General features: G+C 41.1%; 12 protein-coding genes and 1 riboswitch. Of the genes, 4 read left to right on the plus strand and 8 right to left on the minus strand.

The genetic code is table 11. From position 1 onward, the window contains the following. Positions 1-26: 26 nt before the first annotated feature. Positions 27-725 carry an SDR family oxidoreductase gene (locus tag OM33_RS00860; RefSeq protein WP_038637507.1) on the minus strand — a complete coding sequence of 233 codons (699 nt, stop codon included), beginning with the start codon at positions 723-725 and terminating at the stop codon, positions 27-29. Positions 726-789: 64 nt separating this feature from the next. Between OM33_RS00860 and msrA the strand changes: the two genes are divergently transcribed. Continuing rightward, positions 790-1,314 carry a peptide-methionine (S)-S-oxide reductase MsrA gene (gene msrA / locus OM33_RS00865; RefSeq protein ID WP_038637510.1) on the plus strand — a complete coding sequence of 175 codons (525 nt, stop codon included), beginning with the start codon at positions 790-792 and terminating at the stop codon, positions 1,312-1,314. 44 nt (positions 1,315-1,358) lie between these two features. On the opposite strand, the gene OM33_RS00870 is transcribed toward msrA, so the two are convergent. Continuing rightward, the gene (locus OM33_RS00870) at positions 1,359-3,257 is read right to left on the minus strand and encodes a TonB-dependent receptor domain-containing protein (RefSeq protein WP_038637512.1); all 1,899 of its coding nucleotides are present in this window, start codon (positions 3,255-3,257) and stop codon (positions 1,359-1,361) included. A gap of 34 nt (positions 3,258-3,291) precedes the next feature. Continuing rightward, positions 3,292-3,471: riboswitch (cobalamin riboswitch) on the minus strand. A gap of 188 nt (positions 3,472-3,659) precedes the next feature. On the opposite strand from OM33_RS00870, the gene OM33_RS21895 reads away from it, so the two are divergent. Further along, entirely contained in the window at positions 3,660-6,914 is a 3,255-nt protein-coding gene (locus tag OM33_RS21895; RefSeq protein WP_052140842.1) for a M6 family metalloprotease domain-containing protein, read from the plus strand. 50 nt (positions 6,915-6,964) lie between these two features. Here OM33_RS21895 and OM33_RS00880 read toward each other — a convergent pair whose 3' ends face one another. After that, complete coding sequence (locus OM33_RS00880; protein ID WP_038637515.1) at positions 6,965-7,447, minus strand: YajQ family cyclic di-GMP-binding protein; 483 nt, start codon at positions 7,445-7,447, stop codon at positions 6,965-6,967. Between the two features lie 255 nt (positions 7,448-7,702). On the opposite strand from OM33_RS00880, the gene OM33_RS00885 reads away from it, so the two are divergent. Together OM33_RS00885 and OM33_RS00890 are read left to right on the plus strand one after the other, a co-directional pair. Further along, positions 7,703-8,074: a VanZ family protein gene (locus tag OM33_RS00885; protein ID WP_324607045.1), complete on the plus strand. Its 372-nt coding sequence runs from the start codon at positions 7,703-7,705 to the stop codon at positions 8,072-8,074. Then, positions 8,043-8,954: a ketopantoate reductase family protein gene (locus OM33_RS00890; protein ID WP_052140843.1), complete on the plus strand. Its 912-nt coding sequence runs from the start codon at positions 8,043-8,045 to the stop codon at positions 8,952-8,954. The genes OM33_RS00885 and OM33_RS00890 overlap by 32 nt, the downstream gene beginning before the upstream one ends. Here the strand turns inward: OM33_RS00890 and thiI are convergent. From thiI to OM33_RS00915, 5 genes are all read right to left on the minus strand, one after another. Further along, entirely contained in the window at positions 8,932-10,392 is a 1,461-nt protein-coding gene (thiI, locus tag OM33_RS00895) for a tRNA uracil 4-sulfurtransferase ThiI (RefSeq protein ID WP_038637521.1), read from the minus strand. The two genes, OM33_RS00890 and thiI, sit on opposite strands and share 23 nt — an antisense overlap. A 312-nt stretch (positions 10,393-10,704) precedes the next feature. Further along, positions 10,705-11,133 (minus strand): BLUF domain-containing protein, encoded by a 429-nt coding sequence (locus tag OM33_RS00900; protein ID WP_038637523.1) that lies wholly within the window; start codon positions 11,131-11,133, stop codon positions 10,705-10,707. A gap of 121 nt (positions 11,134-11,254) precedes the next feature. Then, a complete protein-coding gene (gene rlmB / locus OM33_RS00905) occupies positions 11,255-11,992 on the minus strand; it encodes a 23S rRNA (guanosine(2251)-2'-O)-methyltransferase RlmB (protein ID WP_010562064.1) in 738 nt (245 codons plus the stop codon). Between the two features lie 4 nt (positions 11,993-11,996). After that, positions 11,997-14,432, minus strand: a complete 2,436-nt coding sequence (rnr, locus tag OM33_RS00910; RefSeq protein ID WP_038637526.1) for a ribonuclease R — start codon at positions 14,430-14,432, stop codon at positions 11,997-11,999. A gap of 66 nt (positions 14,433-14,498) precedes the next feature. Continuing rightward, entirely contained in the window at positions 14,499-15,452 is a 954-nt protein-coding gene (locus OM33_RS00915; RefSeq protein ID WP_199922472.1) for a ribonuclease Z, read from the minus strand. Positions 15,453-15,704: the final 252 nt, after the last annotated feature.

Consider the following 15,704-nt stretch of genomic DNA (forward strand, 5'->3'; position numbering starts at 1 on the left):
TTATAATGTGGTAGCTTAGGGCTAAGCTACCACTCTATCTCTTGCCCATCCCACGCAAAAAATCGTCCACTATCTTTTTCATTCACTTGTGACATTAAGCGAATTAGGCACTCAGCACTAAACTGCGCGGTAAATAATTTCTCCGCAGGCACATTGCGCTGAAATGGCTTTGATAACTTAGTATCTGTAGTGCCAGGATGAAAGGCAAAGACACACATGCCTTTATTACTTCGAGCAAGTTCCACACTGGCGGTTTTAATTGCCATATTGAGTGCTGCTTTGGCCATGCGATAGCTATACCATCCGCCCAAACGATTATCACTGATACTACCAACCCGCGCTGATAAAAATGCCAATTTGCAGTTGGGGGCTAATCGCTTTTGTAAATGCACAAGGTAACTCATTGGGGCAAACGCATTGGCTTGCATTAATGCCATCGCCGATTCAACTCGCCACTGCGAGAGATTCTTCTCTGGTTGAATTTGGTCTTGATGAAGCATGCCTAAGCAACAAAAAACTTGATCAAATTTAACTGATAACGTTGCTAAACAGCTCGCCACTTGTTCTTCGCTATGATTTTCGACCAGCATTACATTAAACCGCGTGTCGCTTGCTAACGCTTTATTACTAGTGATAAGGGTAATACTGTGATCATTTTGCTGATGGAGTTGCTCTGCTACAGCGAGTCCAATACCACCGGCTCCGATAATTAAACTTTTTTTCATCTTGCCGTTCCTTGTCTGTCTGTAATAACCTTTACGAAAGTAAAAACCAAATAGATTAAATACAATGCAAACAGCAATTTTGGGTGGCGGCTGCTTTTGGTGTATCGATGCAGCCTTTCGTCGTGTCAAAGGTGTGCAATCTGTAACATCGGGTTACAGCGGTGGGCAGATTGAGAACCCAACCTATCAAGATATATGCACGGGTCAATCAGGTCACGCTGAAGTAGTAAAAATAGATTTTGATGAGAAAATAGTGAGTTACTCAACCCTGTTGCAACTCTTTTTTGATTTACACGACCCAACGCAACTCAATCGACAAGGTAATGATGTCGGCACGCAATACCGTAGCGTTATTTTTTACTTAGATGAAATACAGAAGCTCGCAAGTTTAAAAATGCTGGCAAGCCAACAGATGCTTTTGGCAGATAAGGTGGTGACTCAGTTATGCCCTGCAGAGCGCTTTTATGCTGCCGAAACCTATCACCAAGACTATTACACTGATAACCCAAATCAACCCTACTGCAGTATTATGATAGGACCTAAAATTGCGAAGTTTGAAACCAACTATGCAGATTTATTAACGCAATAAAAAAGCCGCTAAATGCGGCTTTAAGGCAAAATAATCTGTTCTAATTAGAAGTCGTAGCTAAGTCCAACAAATAACTGACGACCTATTTCGTTGTAATGGTAAAACGCATCGCTTACCCAATCACCATTGTTATCTACGCCATATCCTTGACTTGGAATATATTCCTTATCAAACAGGTTTTCGACACGTGCAGTAACGGTTAATTGCTGTTGAATCTGATAGTTAGCCGCTAAATCCCAAATTGTATGTGATGGAATTTTGGTTATTAACGTCGACTTCTGTTCTGACTGATATGCCACGCTTAATGTTACATCTAAGCCATGCCATTGTTTCGCAATGCTATAGCGAACATTTTCATTTGAAACAAATGGTAGGTCACTGTAGCGTGTTAATGCGTCTGGCGAATTATCCACCTTTTGTGCATCAATGTAGCTCACATTAAATGCGTTATTAAAGCCCCAAAACGCAAACTGAGTAGTTAATTCCACACCTTCATAACGCGCTTCGTCAATATTAAATGGTGACCAACGCCACGGATTATCTGCTGTTGGCGCTGGTGCCCATGCAATTTTATTAGTCAGCTCATTACGAAAAACAGCAACATCAACGGATACATTGTCAAAATCAACGCGTAAGCCAAGTTCACGGTTTAAAGAAGTTTCTGCTTCAAGTGCTGCATTGCCTGAGCCTGGATAGTATAAATCATTAAACGTTGGCGCTTTAAAACCAGTACTTTGACTTAAGCGTAAAACCGCATTTTCATGCAAGTAGTAACCACCAGCAAGGTTATAAGTTTGCTCTGACCCCACATCTTCATAATCATCATGGCGTACAGCAAGGTTTGCTAGGAACGTCTCATCATCATAAAAAGCACCAACAAAAACAGCATAAGCATCACGGCGTGTTGCATCATAATTGTTAGTTACATCAATCTTATCTTGATGCCAATTTAAACCACCATTGAAATCAATGCGATCAGAAAAGTCATAAGTTGACAGGTAGTCTAGCTGCACACGCTCGGTTGCAAAGCGAGAACTATCGCCAGTACCAAAGCTATCATCTTGATCTTGGCTGAACGAAGCATCTACTTTATGACTGAATGCACCAACAGCTTTAAACCAATTCGCATTTACATGGTAGTTTTCATACTCTGTTTTATCTGCTGTTGATTCTTGGTAATCGTAGTAATTATCAAACTCTACTTCGCCCGTTGAATATTGCGCTACTAAGCCAAACTGACCCAGCGCCTCGTTATTGTGAGTAAGGTTTACGCCAAGGTTAAAATTATCGTAACCATCTTGGTCTGGATCGGCAAAATTAGTGACGTCATTTTCTAAAACATCAAAACCAACAGTTCGCTCGTAACCTGCATTAAGCGCAACATCAACATGCTCAGTTGAAAAACGAGATGTACCTTCTAAGCTTGCATAGCTGTCTGAACCAGAAGTAAATGCAATGCTATGGCCTTGTGCTTTGCGGGTAATAATATTAATCACGCCGGCTAACGCATCTGAACCATATTGTGCAGCACGCGAACCTTTTACTACCTCAATGCGTTCAACTGCATTAAGTGGCATTGTGGATAAGCTTTTGTAACCTAAAGTTGCCGAACCTACGCGAACGCCATCAACTAAAATCAGTGAATAACGAGACTCTAAACCGCGCACAAACAGGCTAGCATTTTGTCCTTGTCCACCATTGCGATTTACTTGAATGCCCGCTTGTGTTTCAAGCAGACTAAGAACGTCACGCACATTGAGTTGTTCTATTTCAGCACGGCCAATCACTTGCACGCTGGCAAGCGTTTGATCAATAGACTGTTCCAGCTTATTTGCTGTAACCACGATAGTTTCAATATCGTTATTAACTGGTTCGTTTGCTAAAGCATGTGAAGAAGATAAGGCAAGGCCGAGCGCCAAACCTAACGTTGATTTGTGATACATATTATCCCCTTGTGCCCACCGCACAATGTAAATAGTTAGTGAAAACCAACTGGCCGGTCTCCGGGCTGAGTGCTTGTTCTAATCAAAGGCAACCACATCACCGTTGCGGGGGCAGCGTTGGATTTAATAAGCTTCATGCTTAAACACCAACTTCCCGATTATCCGTGTATCTTTAAGCTCAGCTTCACCATGAAGCAACTAACAAAAAAATAAACGGCACCAATAGGCTATAAATTTAGGCGCGTATTGTGGAGGGGATAGGTAGAAATGTCAATTTTGGATGTCTAAACTGCTAGAAAAGCAGATCCTCTGCCACAGCTTAGTAACTGTTTCTATAATCGGTCATTTCGGAGTAAACTAAATTACTCACACAGCGATAAAAGAATTGCGGCGGATTCAACTATGAAACACTTAACTAAGTTACTACTTGCCTGTAGTGCACTTATGACATTACACACACATGCCTTACAACCTCCCACGCAAGAACAGTTAGAGCGTTATAAAGCTGAAAAAACGCTTAGCCAGCGCGCTTTGCAAGCAAAGTCGTATGGTAACCACAAGCGCTTACATCATTTACCGCAACTGCGAACTATTCAAAATACAGTAAACGAGGCCGACCCATTTGATGGCTATTTTCCAAGTTTAGGCTCGCCTAAGATGTTGGTATTATTGGTTGAATTTCCCGATTACTTACATACTGAAAATAACACCCAAAATGCCATTGCCAATAAAATTTTTGGCGAAGGCGAAGCTGCAAGCTTTCCCTTTGAAAGCCAACGCGCTTTTTACCAACGGGCGTCATATAACCAACTCGATATTCAAGGTAACGTTCTCGATTGGTATCAAACCAGCTACAACCGACCGCTTGACGATGGCACAAACGCCGCTGAAGTAAAACAGCAAATAATCAAAGAAGCCATTGAGCACCATGATGCACTCGGCCATGACTTTAGCCAATACGATAATGATGGCGATGGTGATATTGATTACGTTGCTGTTATTTGGACGGGGCCGCCGGGAGAATGGGCAAGTCTTTGGTGGGGCACTTTCTCTGGTTTTGGTGATAATAGCTTTACCGTTGACGGCAAAACAATTAGTACTATTTCATGGCAGTGGTTGGCTTATAACGAGGGAGATGCCTTTTCGCCGCTGGTACTCATTCATGAAACGGGTCACGCACTTGGCTTACCGGATTATTATGACTATGACGACAGTGTTGGCCCGCGCGGTGGCACTGGTGGCATGGACATGATGGATAATAATGGCTCAGACCATAGCGCCTTTAGTAAATTTGCATTAGGTTGGTTAACACCCGAATTTGCCACAACGTCTGCAACAAATTACCAACTGTCACCTAGCTCAAGCAGCCAAGATGCATTAATTTTGCGTCCAGACACAGCCGCAACCAACAAGTACGACGAATACTTTATTGTGCAATACCGAAACAAAACGGGAAATGATGCCAATATCAATGCCGAAGGGCTAAACATTTGGCACATTAATGCAGAGCTCAATAACTGGGGCTACTTTGCCAACGATAATAGTTATTCAGATAACAAACTTATTCGCCTTATTCAGGCAGATAACTTAAATGAAATTGAGCTAGCAGCAGCCTACGCTGATGAAAACGACATTTTTACTACCGGCGATAGCTTTTCACCTCTAACTCAGCCTGCGAGTAAGAACTACGCTGCAAAACATACTGGTGTAGAAATTCTAAACCTCAATACAGATGGCAGTGCGGCCACCTTTAATGCTCAAGTTTACCCAAGTATTGCGACGATTTCAGTCGACTCAATAAGCGATAAATCATTGATTGCTCACAATGCACAAGCCACGATTAGCAGTGACAACTTATCTCAAGTTGATCATGTTGAGTTATTAATTAATGGCGAACTTAAACATACACTATCAGCACCTTTTGATGTCAATTTTGCAGAGTTTATTACTGAAAATGGGCAATTAAACTTACAGTTTAATGCAGTCACTGCAGAAGGTTACAAAAGCGCTGAACACCTGAAAGTATTTGCTTATAACGGTGAATCTTCCGCAGTCCACTTTCATTTAGATCATTCCTTAAACGCTGAAACAAAACAAATTTATGATAGCTTGAGCTTGCCTGTTTACTATTCAGAGTTTTTATTCCCGCTAACCAGCACTAATTTTAAATTTGTCTCCATCGATTTTGGTGAGTCTCGTACACCTTGGAAAAAACTTGATGATGACACACTGCAAGCATTTGACAGAAACCGAAAAGCAAGCAGTGAAGAAGTGTCATTTATTGATAACTACTCGCGCTTTAACAGCAAACTTATCATCGCTGGTGAAAATGTTCTGAGTCTATCCCCAGAGCTTACAAATACACTCGGTTTGGCCGTGCTCAATACCGATGTGCGTGTAGAGCAAGTGGATAGTATTCCCTTAAGTAATGGACAAACTATCAGTCAAACCATCATTGCTGAAGAAAGTATTTCACCACCGAGTTCTGAGTTTGTTTCACAGCAAAATGCGACACCCTTTCTAAACGCAAAAGGTTGGTTTTACGATAACACAGAGGGTAAATGGAAAAATGAGGCAGGCCCATGTGGTATTCAAGGCGCTATCAATAATAGCAAACTCATCGTGAATACCTGCTCATTGAGACATTTATCTGCCGGCAGTAAATCTGCGCTAATTTCGCATTATCTGGATTACCTTGAAGTAGAAGACACAGTAGATAATAACTTACTACCGATTATTCAACTTGAAACCACGGTTTACATTGCCGAAGGTGAACCCGTTGCGGTAACTGCGAGCGTGAGTGATGCTGATAACGACCCTATCACATTACTTTGGCAACAAATGTCAGGTACTGAAGTGACCATTGCAGATACTACAAGTGCAGATCTAAACTTTACAGCCCCACAAGTACAAGAAGACGAAAGCCTTACGTTTAAACTGACCGCAGATGATGGAAAAGGCAACACTAGCGCCTTTATTACGGTTAATGTATTAAATGTTAACAAATTACCCGTTGTCGAAATTGACGCACCACAATCAGTATTAGCGAATGAGTTAGTCACAATAACCGTCTCTGCAACTGATGAGGATGGGGATGCGTTAACTTATGAGTGGCAACAAATTTCAGGACCAGCAATTGAACTATCGGGCAATACCAGTAATGTTCTGAGCTTTAATGCTCCGGATGTAACCACTGATAGCGCAATTAATTTATTTGTTTCGGTATCGGACGGCAAAGGATCTTCAGGTGTTCATATTCCAATTGACATTAAGCGTTCAAATCAAGCGCCAGTTGTTACAATCGGTGATAATTTATCGGTAAATGAAGGTGCAACCGTTACGTTAAGTGCACAGTCGAGCGACCCTGATGGTGATGAACTTTATTACAGCTGGCAACAAACCAGTGGCCCAACAGTGACCCTAACTAGTTCGGATCAAGCAAACTTAATATTTACAGCACCTAACGTTGAAAGCGATCAAGTACTGACATTTGAAGTTACGGTGAGCGACCAATTGCTAACCAGCACAGCAAGTGTTCAAGTAACTGTTAAAAATATTGCCCCTCCAACAACAGAAGCAACATCCAGTTCTTCGGGTGGTAGTTTATTTACCATATTAGGGCTTCTCACCCTAATTAGTTTGCGCAGAAGACGCTAACGTTACCCATAAAAAAAGAGCCACATATGTGACTCTTTTTTTAACTTTACTTAATCGCGGAAGTTTTTAAACTGAAATGGTTGGCCTAAATCAGCTTCTCTTACAAGTTGCATAATTGCTTGTAAGTCATCACGTTTTTTACCCGTAACACGCACTTCTTCGCCCTGAATCGCAGACTGTACTTTTACCTTTGAATCTTTGATTAGTTTGACAATTTTTTTAGCGATATCTTTTTCAATACCCTGCTTAATCATCACTTGTTGCGAGTAAGTTTTACCCGTGTGAACCACATCTTTCACTTCAAAGCTTTTCACGTCTAGTCCGCGCTTAACTGCTTTAGCGGCAAGAATATCGAACATCTGATTAAGCTGAAAATCAGAATCCGCTTTCATTGTGATAATTTCTTTAGCGAATTCAAATGAGGCTTCGACCCCTCTAAAATCATAGCGAGTATCTAATTCACGATTTGAATTATCAACCGCGTTTTTTGCTTCAGTCATTTCTACTTCAGAAACGATATCAAATGAAGGCATTGTTTATCTCCGTAATATGCTAATGATGCGATTATACCAATATTATTTAGTATGTGATCAGATCTAGCAGTGAATAAATGAATTGCTAACAAGACAAAATTTAATTTATGTAATCACTCTACACCGATAAATTTAGCTGCAAGCATGATTAGCTATTTGATTAAATTAGTATTTTAAAGGGCGTATTTAAACTTACAAATTTTTCATATTGTCGCGTAATTCTATTTGATATACTCGCCTTTCATATTTTTGAGGATGTTTTGTGTGAGCCGTCGTATTTATCAGGCATTATTTATCATTATTATCATTGCCTGCAGCCTACTGTTTTTTAAAGAAGTGAAGTCTTCTGTTTCAAGTATTACTCACATTGATAAATTAGCTCATTTCGGCGTGTTTTTTATTTTAACCGGCTTTTTAAAACGTGCATTTAAAGCACCAATTTGGCTCTATATTGTAATTTTGGCTGCCTATGGTGCAGGTGTTGAATATGTACAGGGTATGATCCCTCATCGCCAAGCCTCTTTTGCTGACTTTGTCGCTGATGTCGCGGGTATTCTTAGTTACTTACTGATCAGTGCTGTATGGCATAAACGCCATGCAAAAGCGAAACAAAGTGAACAAGCCTAAGCTCTATATTGTTGGCCACGGCGCCATTGGTTTGTTGTTCGCCCGGTTTCTGCACAGCGAATTTGATGTCAAACTTATTGTGCGCAGCAAAACCAAAAACACTGAGTGTATAACGGTTAAAACCCTTGACCTCGTGGTTGAAACACTCTCAATCGAAACAGTGACGATTGATGAAATAAACGCGATTGATAACCTCTTTATTCCAACTAAATCCTACCAAGTCACAAACGTTTTAACCCAACTGCAAAATAAGATAAACAACAGCGCCACAGTTATATTCAGCCATAATGGCATGCCCAACCTTACGGAAATTAGCCAATCGCTCACTACACAAAATCTGTTTTTTTTAACCACTAGCATGGCGGCACTTAAACGCGCAGATTTTGCTATAGAACACACCGGCTTTGGTGCAAGTTTTATTGGCGCGTTAAACATTCATAGTCAAAAAACGCAAACTATTGAGTACTTGTTAAATGCATTGCCAAATATCAGTATTGAACAAAACATTAACGCATTACTGTGGCAAAAGCTGATTATTAATATTGCGATTAATCCATTAACCGCTGTGCATCAAGTTAAAAATGGTGCACTTGTTTCGCCGCACTTTGCTAGTGATATTTTTGGCCTGGTAAATGAAGCTGTGTTTATCGCCAATAAAGAAAGTGTGAACATATCGCTTAGTGGTGCACTTGAAAGTGCTTACCGTGTAATGCGTGCTACAGCGCAAAATTATTCATCAATGAATCGTGATGTGTTTAAACAGCAGCAAACTGAAATCAACAGTATTTGTGGTTACATCCATAAAAAAGGGGCTGAATATTGCTATCCAACCCCATTTAACTCTCGCTTTTTAGCGCTTATTCAGGACGGTAAACCTTAACATTGGTATACCCTTCCTCGTGTAAAATCAACGCCTGTAATTGGCTCATCACGCCTTTTTTACAATATAAGTAATAGTCTTCACCTTTAGGTAAATCACCAAACTGAGTTGCTAATTTATAAAACGGTAGGTGTTTTACCTCAATGCCATCAAGCTCTAATGGATCGTGATCTTCTTCTTCCGGTGAGCGAATATCAATCACAATTGCACCTTCTGGCAATTCAGCTGCCGATTCGGCTTCTTTAACTTCTTCTTTCGTTTCAGCTTCAATCTCTTTAATACACATAATACGTGCATTATTTACAACTGTATCAAGCACATCAAAATCAAAGTTTTCTTCTTCAGCGATGATCTTATCAAGTTTAGCTTTTACCGTTGGTTTTTTAGAGATTACACCACAGAATTCAGGCATGGCTTCTGCCATTTCTGAGGTGCCAATTTTACGCGCAATATCGATAATTTCTTGTTTATCATGTTGAATTAATGGGCGTAAAATTAAGGTTTCAGTTACACGGTCAATCACATTTAAGTTTGCTAATGTTTGACTCGAAACCTGACCAACACTTTCACCTGTTACTAATGCATCAATGCCAAGCTTTTGCGCTATTGCACTACCAGCGCGCATCATCATACGCTTAAGCACTACACCCATTTGGCTGTTTTCAATGTTCTCTAAAATTTCCGCAACCACAGGTTCAAAGTCTACTTTGATAAACTTTACACGGTGCGTCGAGCTAAATTGTTTCCATAAATAATAGCTCGCTTGCTTCACACCAATTTCGTGTGTTGCGCCACCTAAATTAAAGAATAAGAAGTGAGTACGCGCGCCTTTACGCATCATTAAATAACTTGCGACGCCTGAGTCAAAACCACCCGACATTAAACTTAACACATCTTCTTGAGTAGGAAGCGGGAAGCCGCCCAAACCGAGGTGCGTTTCTTTTACGATGTAAGCAAACTCGTTTTTAACTTCAATTTTTACCGTAACTTCAGGCTTTTGCAGTTTTACTTGCGCACCCTCAATATTTTGATTCAAGCCGCCGCCAACGTAACGCTCAACGTCGCTCGATGTGAAGTCATGCTTACCTTGACGCTTACAGCGTACGCAGAAGGTTTTTCCTTTTAAAGAATCCTTATTAAGCGAAAGTGCAACTTGATAAATATCATCTAACGATTCAAATGTGGTTTCTTGTACTTCAATGAATTGCACAATACCCGGTACACGTTTAAGCGCATCAATTAAGCCAAGGCGCGTTGCTTCATCTTGGCTTTTACACATCACAACAATGTTGTCCCAGTTTTGAATTACTTTCGCATCTTCATGAACGCGAATAACCATGTTTTTAATATTCGATGCCAAAAGCTTGGTAAAACGTTTGCGAACCGATTTACTTTTAATCGATATTTCAGGGTGTAATTTAACGATAAACTTGAACATACATCATTCTCAAAGCGACAGTGAATTAATCATTATACCAAGACTAGGTAGCTTGTTAAAAGTGTAGTTTATACATCGTCTGCATATCCATTTTATCCGCAGGTAGGTTCTAAGACATGCTGCAGATAAAAAATCATAAAATAATGATTAAATTTTGCTGTGCATTTTGGAATATTGAGAGTGGAGTAAATCAAGCAAAGACAGAGATAAATCATTTATCTTACTTACCAAAGGTAAAATTTTAATACTCTGTGAAACGTAAAAAAGCCGCTTTCTGGCGGCTTTATATTGATAATAGCAATCCCACAAAAATTAAACCGATTTGGGTGTAAAATCCTGAGTAAAGATACGAAATAATTTAATCGCTAATGGGATAGAGACTTTACCCGAATCAAACTCATCCATGGTGGTTTTTAATTCACGGTATTTGCTGTCTCTCTCTGTTTCTAAGTTAATCATGCCCATTGTCCACTTAGAGAATACACGTTTGCCTACTGGTTCAAAGTACATTAAGTTGCAATCTTTATGACGTTCGTCTCGTGCTATTTTTTGATATAGCGAATCAATGGTGCTTTGTTCACCTTCCAATACTTGTAACAACCAGCCACCATTATAAAAAAGGCACCCTGTAATGCCTTGGCTTTCATTAAACTTGCGAGCAACTTCTAAAATATCTGAAAAATCCTGATTAGAAAGCATGCGTGTTTCGCGACTCTGATAAATTAATTGGTGCAGTGACATAAACAGTTCCATGGCTTAAAGTTCAACTTTAAAATATATAGACTGTTATCTTAAAAAGGTCACTGTTTAATAACAAAAAAAGGCCGCAAAGCGACCTTTCAATAAATAGGTAAGATGATGTTTACGCGCGGCGTTGGCGCAATACTTCAAATAAACAAATACCCGTTGCCACCGATACATTTAAGCTTGATACCGTTCCCACCATTGGAATTTTAACCAACTCATCGCAATGCTCTCGAGTTAAGCGGCGCATACCTGAGCCTTCAGCGCCCATTACAATCGCCATTGGGCCTGTTAGTTTCGCATCAAATACTTCAACATCTGTTTCACCGGCAGTGCCAACAACCCAAACACCCATTTCTTTAATATCACGGAGTGTACGTGCAAGGTTAGTTACTTGTACAAGCGGTACAGTTTCAGCCGCACCACAGGCAACTTTACGCGCAGTACCATTAAGTTTGGCTGATTTATCTTTCGGTACGATAATCGCATCGACGCCTGCGGCATCAGCATTACGTAAGCACGCACCTAAGTTATGCGGGTCAGTTACGCCATCAAGTACTAATAAAAATGGCGTGTCGCTATTGGCAATGATCTGGTCAAGATCTTTCTCGTTGTACTTTTTACCCTCTTTTACGCGGGCAATAATCCCTTGGTGCTGTTCACCTTTGGCTTTATCATCGAGTGCTTTACGCTGCATAAATTGAATAGACACACCAAATTGGCGCGCCAAATTAATAATTGGATTTAAGCGTTTATCTTCGCGGCCTTTTAGCGCATAAATTTCGATAAAGCGTTCAGGTTCTTTATTTAAAATTGCTTCCACTGAGTGAAAGCCAAAAATTAATTCGTTACTCATTTAATTAGCTCTTAGCACGTTTTCTTGCATTTTTACCCGGACGCTTTTTAGCAGCCGAAGCTTTTGATTTGGTTTTGCTAGCAGACTTTTTGCCTGCTTTGCTTTTCTTGGTCGGTTTACCTGATGATTTCCCCGCGGGTTTTGGCTTGCCCTTACCTTTGCCTTTTCCTTTTTCAGGAATAGCCCCTGCGCGCAGTTGGTCGCGCACACTGGTTGCTTCATTAACAGCTTTTTGTGCACGACGACGTGAATAGCGGTCTTGCCCTGTTTCTTCACCAAGCGTTAAATTTATGCGGCGATCATCAAGGCTAACAGACGCTACTTGTACATCAATGGCATCACCCATACGGAATACTTTGCGACTATTTTCACCAATTAAACAATGCTTTTTCGCATCGAAATGATAGTAGTCGTTACCAAGTGAGGTAACGTGCACCATTCCGTCAATGTATAAGTCATTTAAGCGCACAAATAGGCCAAAGTTCGTTACCGATGAAATCACACCGCTAAAGACTTCACCTACGCGGTCTTGCATAAATTCGCACTTAAGCCAATCGGCTACTTCACGGGTCGCGTCGTCAGCGCGGCGTTCGGTCATCGAACACTGCTCACCGAGCTGATCGACCTCATCTTGAATATAGGCATATTCACCCGAGGTTTTTTGCCCCTGCTCTTTTAAGATTGCCTTAATTGCGCGATGCACAACTAAGTCAGGGTAACGGCGAATTGGCGAGGTAAAGTGCGCATACGCTTTTAATGCCAAGCCAAAGTGACCAATATTATCTGCCTGATACACCGCTTGCTTCATTGAGCGTAACAACATGGTTTGAATAAGCTCAATTTCAGGGCGCTTTTCTAATCGGTCAAATAACTCGCCCACTTCTTTTGGCGTAGGCTCTTGCGGCATAGTAACTTCAATACCCAACTCACCTAAAAACTGGCTAAAGTTCATTAGCTTTTCAGGATCAGGCTCGTCGTGTACGCGGTAAAGCGCTGGCGCTTCATGCTTTTCTAATAACTTGGCGGCGGCAACGTTCGCTAAAATCATGCACTCTTCAATCAGTTTATGTGCATCGTTACGGCTCAGTGCAACAATTGATTCGATTTTACGCTGCGCGTTAAAAATAAATTTCGGCTCTTTGGTTTCAAATTCAATAGCACCGCGCTCTAAACGAGCTGCTTTCAGCGTTTTATACATTAAGTGTAATTCGCGAATATGCGGCACAAGCGCTGCATTTTCTTCACCTAATGCATTTTCATCGCCACCCAATAACTCACCCACTTTGGTGTAAGTTAAGCGTGCGTGCGAATTCATCACGGCTTGGTAAAAACGATAGCCTGACAATTTACCCGTTTGTGATACCGTCATTTCGGCCACCATACACAGGCGGTCTACTTTCGGATTTAAACTACATAACCCGTTAGACAGCACTTTTGGCAACATTGGAATAACTTCTGACGGGAAGTACACTGAATTACCACGTTGAATTGCTTCACGGTCTAATGGGCTGTTTTTGCTAACATAGTGCGATACATCGGCAATCGCGACCCACAAACGCCAACCACCTGACTTTTTCGCTTCGCAGAATACTGCATCATCAAAGTCACGGGCGTCTTCACCATCAATCGTCACCAATGGTAAATGACGTAAATCGATGCGCCCTTCTTTGTCTTTTTCAAGCACTTCGTCGGTTAGACCAGCAATTTGCTGTTCAAGATCTTTTGGCCATTGATTTGGAATATCGTGATTACGTAGCGCAACTTCAATCTCCATTCCTGGTGCCATATGTTCACCAAGTACATCAATCACTTTACCAAGTGCGTTCATACGTTTACTTGGGCGCTGAGTGATTTCGATTTGCACCATTTGATTGTGCTTAGCATCACCTTCAAAACCCGGCAAAATCATAATATCTTGGCTAATACGCGGATCTTCCGCTACCACAACGGCCATGCCGTGTTCACGGAAAAAACGGCCAATAATCGGTGCTCTATCGCCCTCAAGTACGCGCACAATACGCGCGTCGCATTTGCCATTTTTACCCATGTTAGCAGGTTTAGCTAAAACACGATCACCATGCAGCACTTGCTCCATTTGATGTTTAGGAATAAACCAATCTTTACCGCCTTCATCCAGCTCTAAAAAGCCAAATCCTTCGCGATGACCAATAACCTTACCTTTTACTAAACCGACTTTATCTGGAATGCAGTAGCATTTTAGTTTATTAAAAAGTAACTGCCCGTCACGCTCCATTGCGCGTAAACGGCGTTTTAAAGCGATTTGACGCTCTTCTTCAAACACGTTTAGTTCGCCACATAAATCGGCAAAATTGGCAGGTTTAGTTCGGTTGCTGATATGCTCAAGAATAAACTCTCGGCTCGGCACTGGATTGTCGTATTTTTGTTGTTCGCGGTCTAAATAAGGATCTTTTTTCGGCATGAATTCGCACTATCTATGAAAGTGCTTTTATTTTAAACCATTTAGCCACTTGGTGACAGGTCATTTCTATGACAAGTCGCTTAACACGCGCTTTTGTTTGTCAATTTCAACGACTAAGCCATCAAATGCCAATACTAACTCGCCATTGAAGTGGCTTTTTGCCTCGTTTGCTAGCGGTTCTAACATGCCTTCGCCATGGTAGCGGCTTGAAAAATGAAACAGCGCAAGGCGCGGAATATGGTATAACTCGGCAAATTCAGCAATGCGTTTGGCATCACTATGCCCGGTATGCATCCCAACTTTATGTAAATCACTATGAGTAAACGTCGCTTCATGCACCAGTAAATCGATATCTTCAACCGCATTGGATAACAATGCTGGCTTTTCGTTATCGCCACAAATAATCACCTTACGCGGCTGCCAGCTAGGAAAACTATATTCTTCAGCGCGTAACAACTTACCTTGGTATTCAACATCGCCTCCTTTTTGCAGCAAATTATAATGGCTACCCGTTGCAATACCGTCATTGGCCAACTTATCAAGATGCAATTTACGCGGAATATTTCGCTCCGTTATTTTAAAGGCAACACTCGGTACGCGGTGTTTTAATGGGTGAATAGACACTTGGCAAAAGCTAAAATCAAGCGCCTGTTCTAGCCCTTCAATCTCAAGGCAAATTAACTCAAAACCAGTTTCCATTTGAGTAAATTTAAGTGCGCTTAATACAAAATCAATCACCGCTTTCGGCGCCACTAAATGCACTGGCTCTTTTCGCCCCGCCAGAGAAATAGAAGCAATTAACCCCGGCAAGCCATAGCAATGATCACCATGTAAATGGGTAATTAAAATCACTGATAGGTGATAGCTTGCGAGTTCACTTTTTAAAATTTGATGCTGCGTGCCCTCACCACAGTCCACCAGCAACCACGACTTAGTCGAGTCAAAACTCACCGCCGTTGCACTCACATTACGATTAAGTGACGGACATGCTGACGAAGTGCCTAAAAAGTGAATTTTCAAATTATGTGCCTATAGGTGTGGTGGGTACTGGTTAAATTGTAGAGGAGATTGATTAGGGATGGAATTGGTAAAGAATTTGGCTTGGTGTAATTTTATTAAGCATTTGTCTTTATTACATATAGTTTCTGCTGCATAAGACAATCCCACCTCCTTGTATTTCATAAAGCCCATCCATGGGCTCCATATTACTTTTCTTTGCTTCGCCAAAGATAAAGTAACCAAAAGAAAGGCGACCGCACTATCAAACTTAAT

This window comes from Pseudoalteromonas piratica (assembly GCF_000788395.1).
GTDB classification, from domain to species: domain Bacteria; phylum Pseudomonadota; class Gammaproteobacteria; order Enterobacterales; family Alteromonadaceae; genus Pseudoalteromonas; species Pseudoalteromonas piratica.

Bases quoted from the DNA above. Each gene is read 5' to 3' on its own strand.
- OM33_RS00860 (WP_038637507.1), bottom strand. From the start codon at position 725: ATGAAAAAAAGTTTAATTATCGGAGCCGGTGGTATTGGACTCGCTGTA.
- msrA (WP_038637510.1), top strand. From the start codon at position 790: ATGCAAACAGCAATTTTGGGTGGCGGCTGCTTTTGGTGTATCGATGCA.
- OM33_RS00870 (WP_038637512.1), bottom strand. From the start codon at position 3,257: ATGTATCACAAATCAACGTTAGGTTTGGCGCTCGGCCTTGCCTTATCT.
- OM33_RS21895 (WP_052140842.1), top strand. From the start codon at position 3,660: ATGAAACACTTAACTAAGTTACTACTTGCCTGTAGTGCACTTATGACA.
- OM33_RS00880 (WP_038637515.1), bottom strand. From the start codon at position 7,447: ATGCCTTCATTTGATATCGTTTCTGAAGTAGAAATGACTGAAGCAAAA.
- OM33_RS00885 (WP_324607045.1), top strand. From the start codon at position 7,703: ATGTTTTGTGTGAGCCGTCGTATTTATCAGGCATTATTTATCATTATT.
- OM33_RS00890 (WP_052140843.1), top strand. From the start codon at position 8,043: ATGCAAAAGCGAAACAAAGTGAACAAGCCTAAGCTCTATATTGTTGGC.
- thiI (WP_038637521.1), bottom strand. From the start codon at position 10,392: ATGTTCAAGTTTATCGTTAAATTACACCCTGAAATATCGATTAAAAGT.
- OM33_RS00900 (WP_038637523.1), bottom strand. From the start codon at position 11,133: ATGTCACTGCACCAATTAATTTATCAGAGTCGCGAAACACGCATGCTT.
- rlmB (WP_010562064.1), bottom strand. From the start codon at position 11,992: ATGAGTAACGAATTAATTTTTGGCTTTCACTCAGTGGAAGCAATTTTA.
- rnr (WP_038637526.1), bottom strand. From the start codon at position 14,432: ATGCCGAAAAAAGATCCTTATTTAGACCGCGAACAACAAAAATACGAC.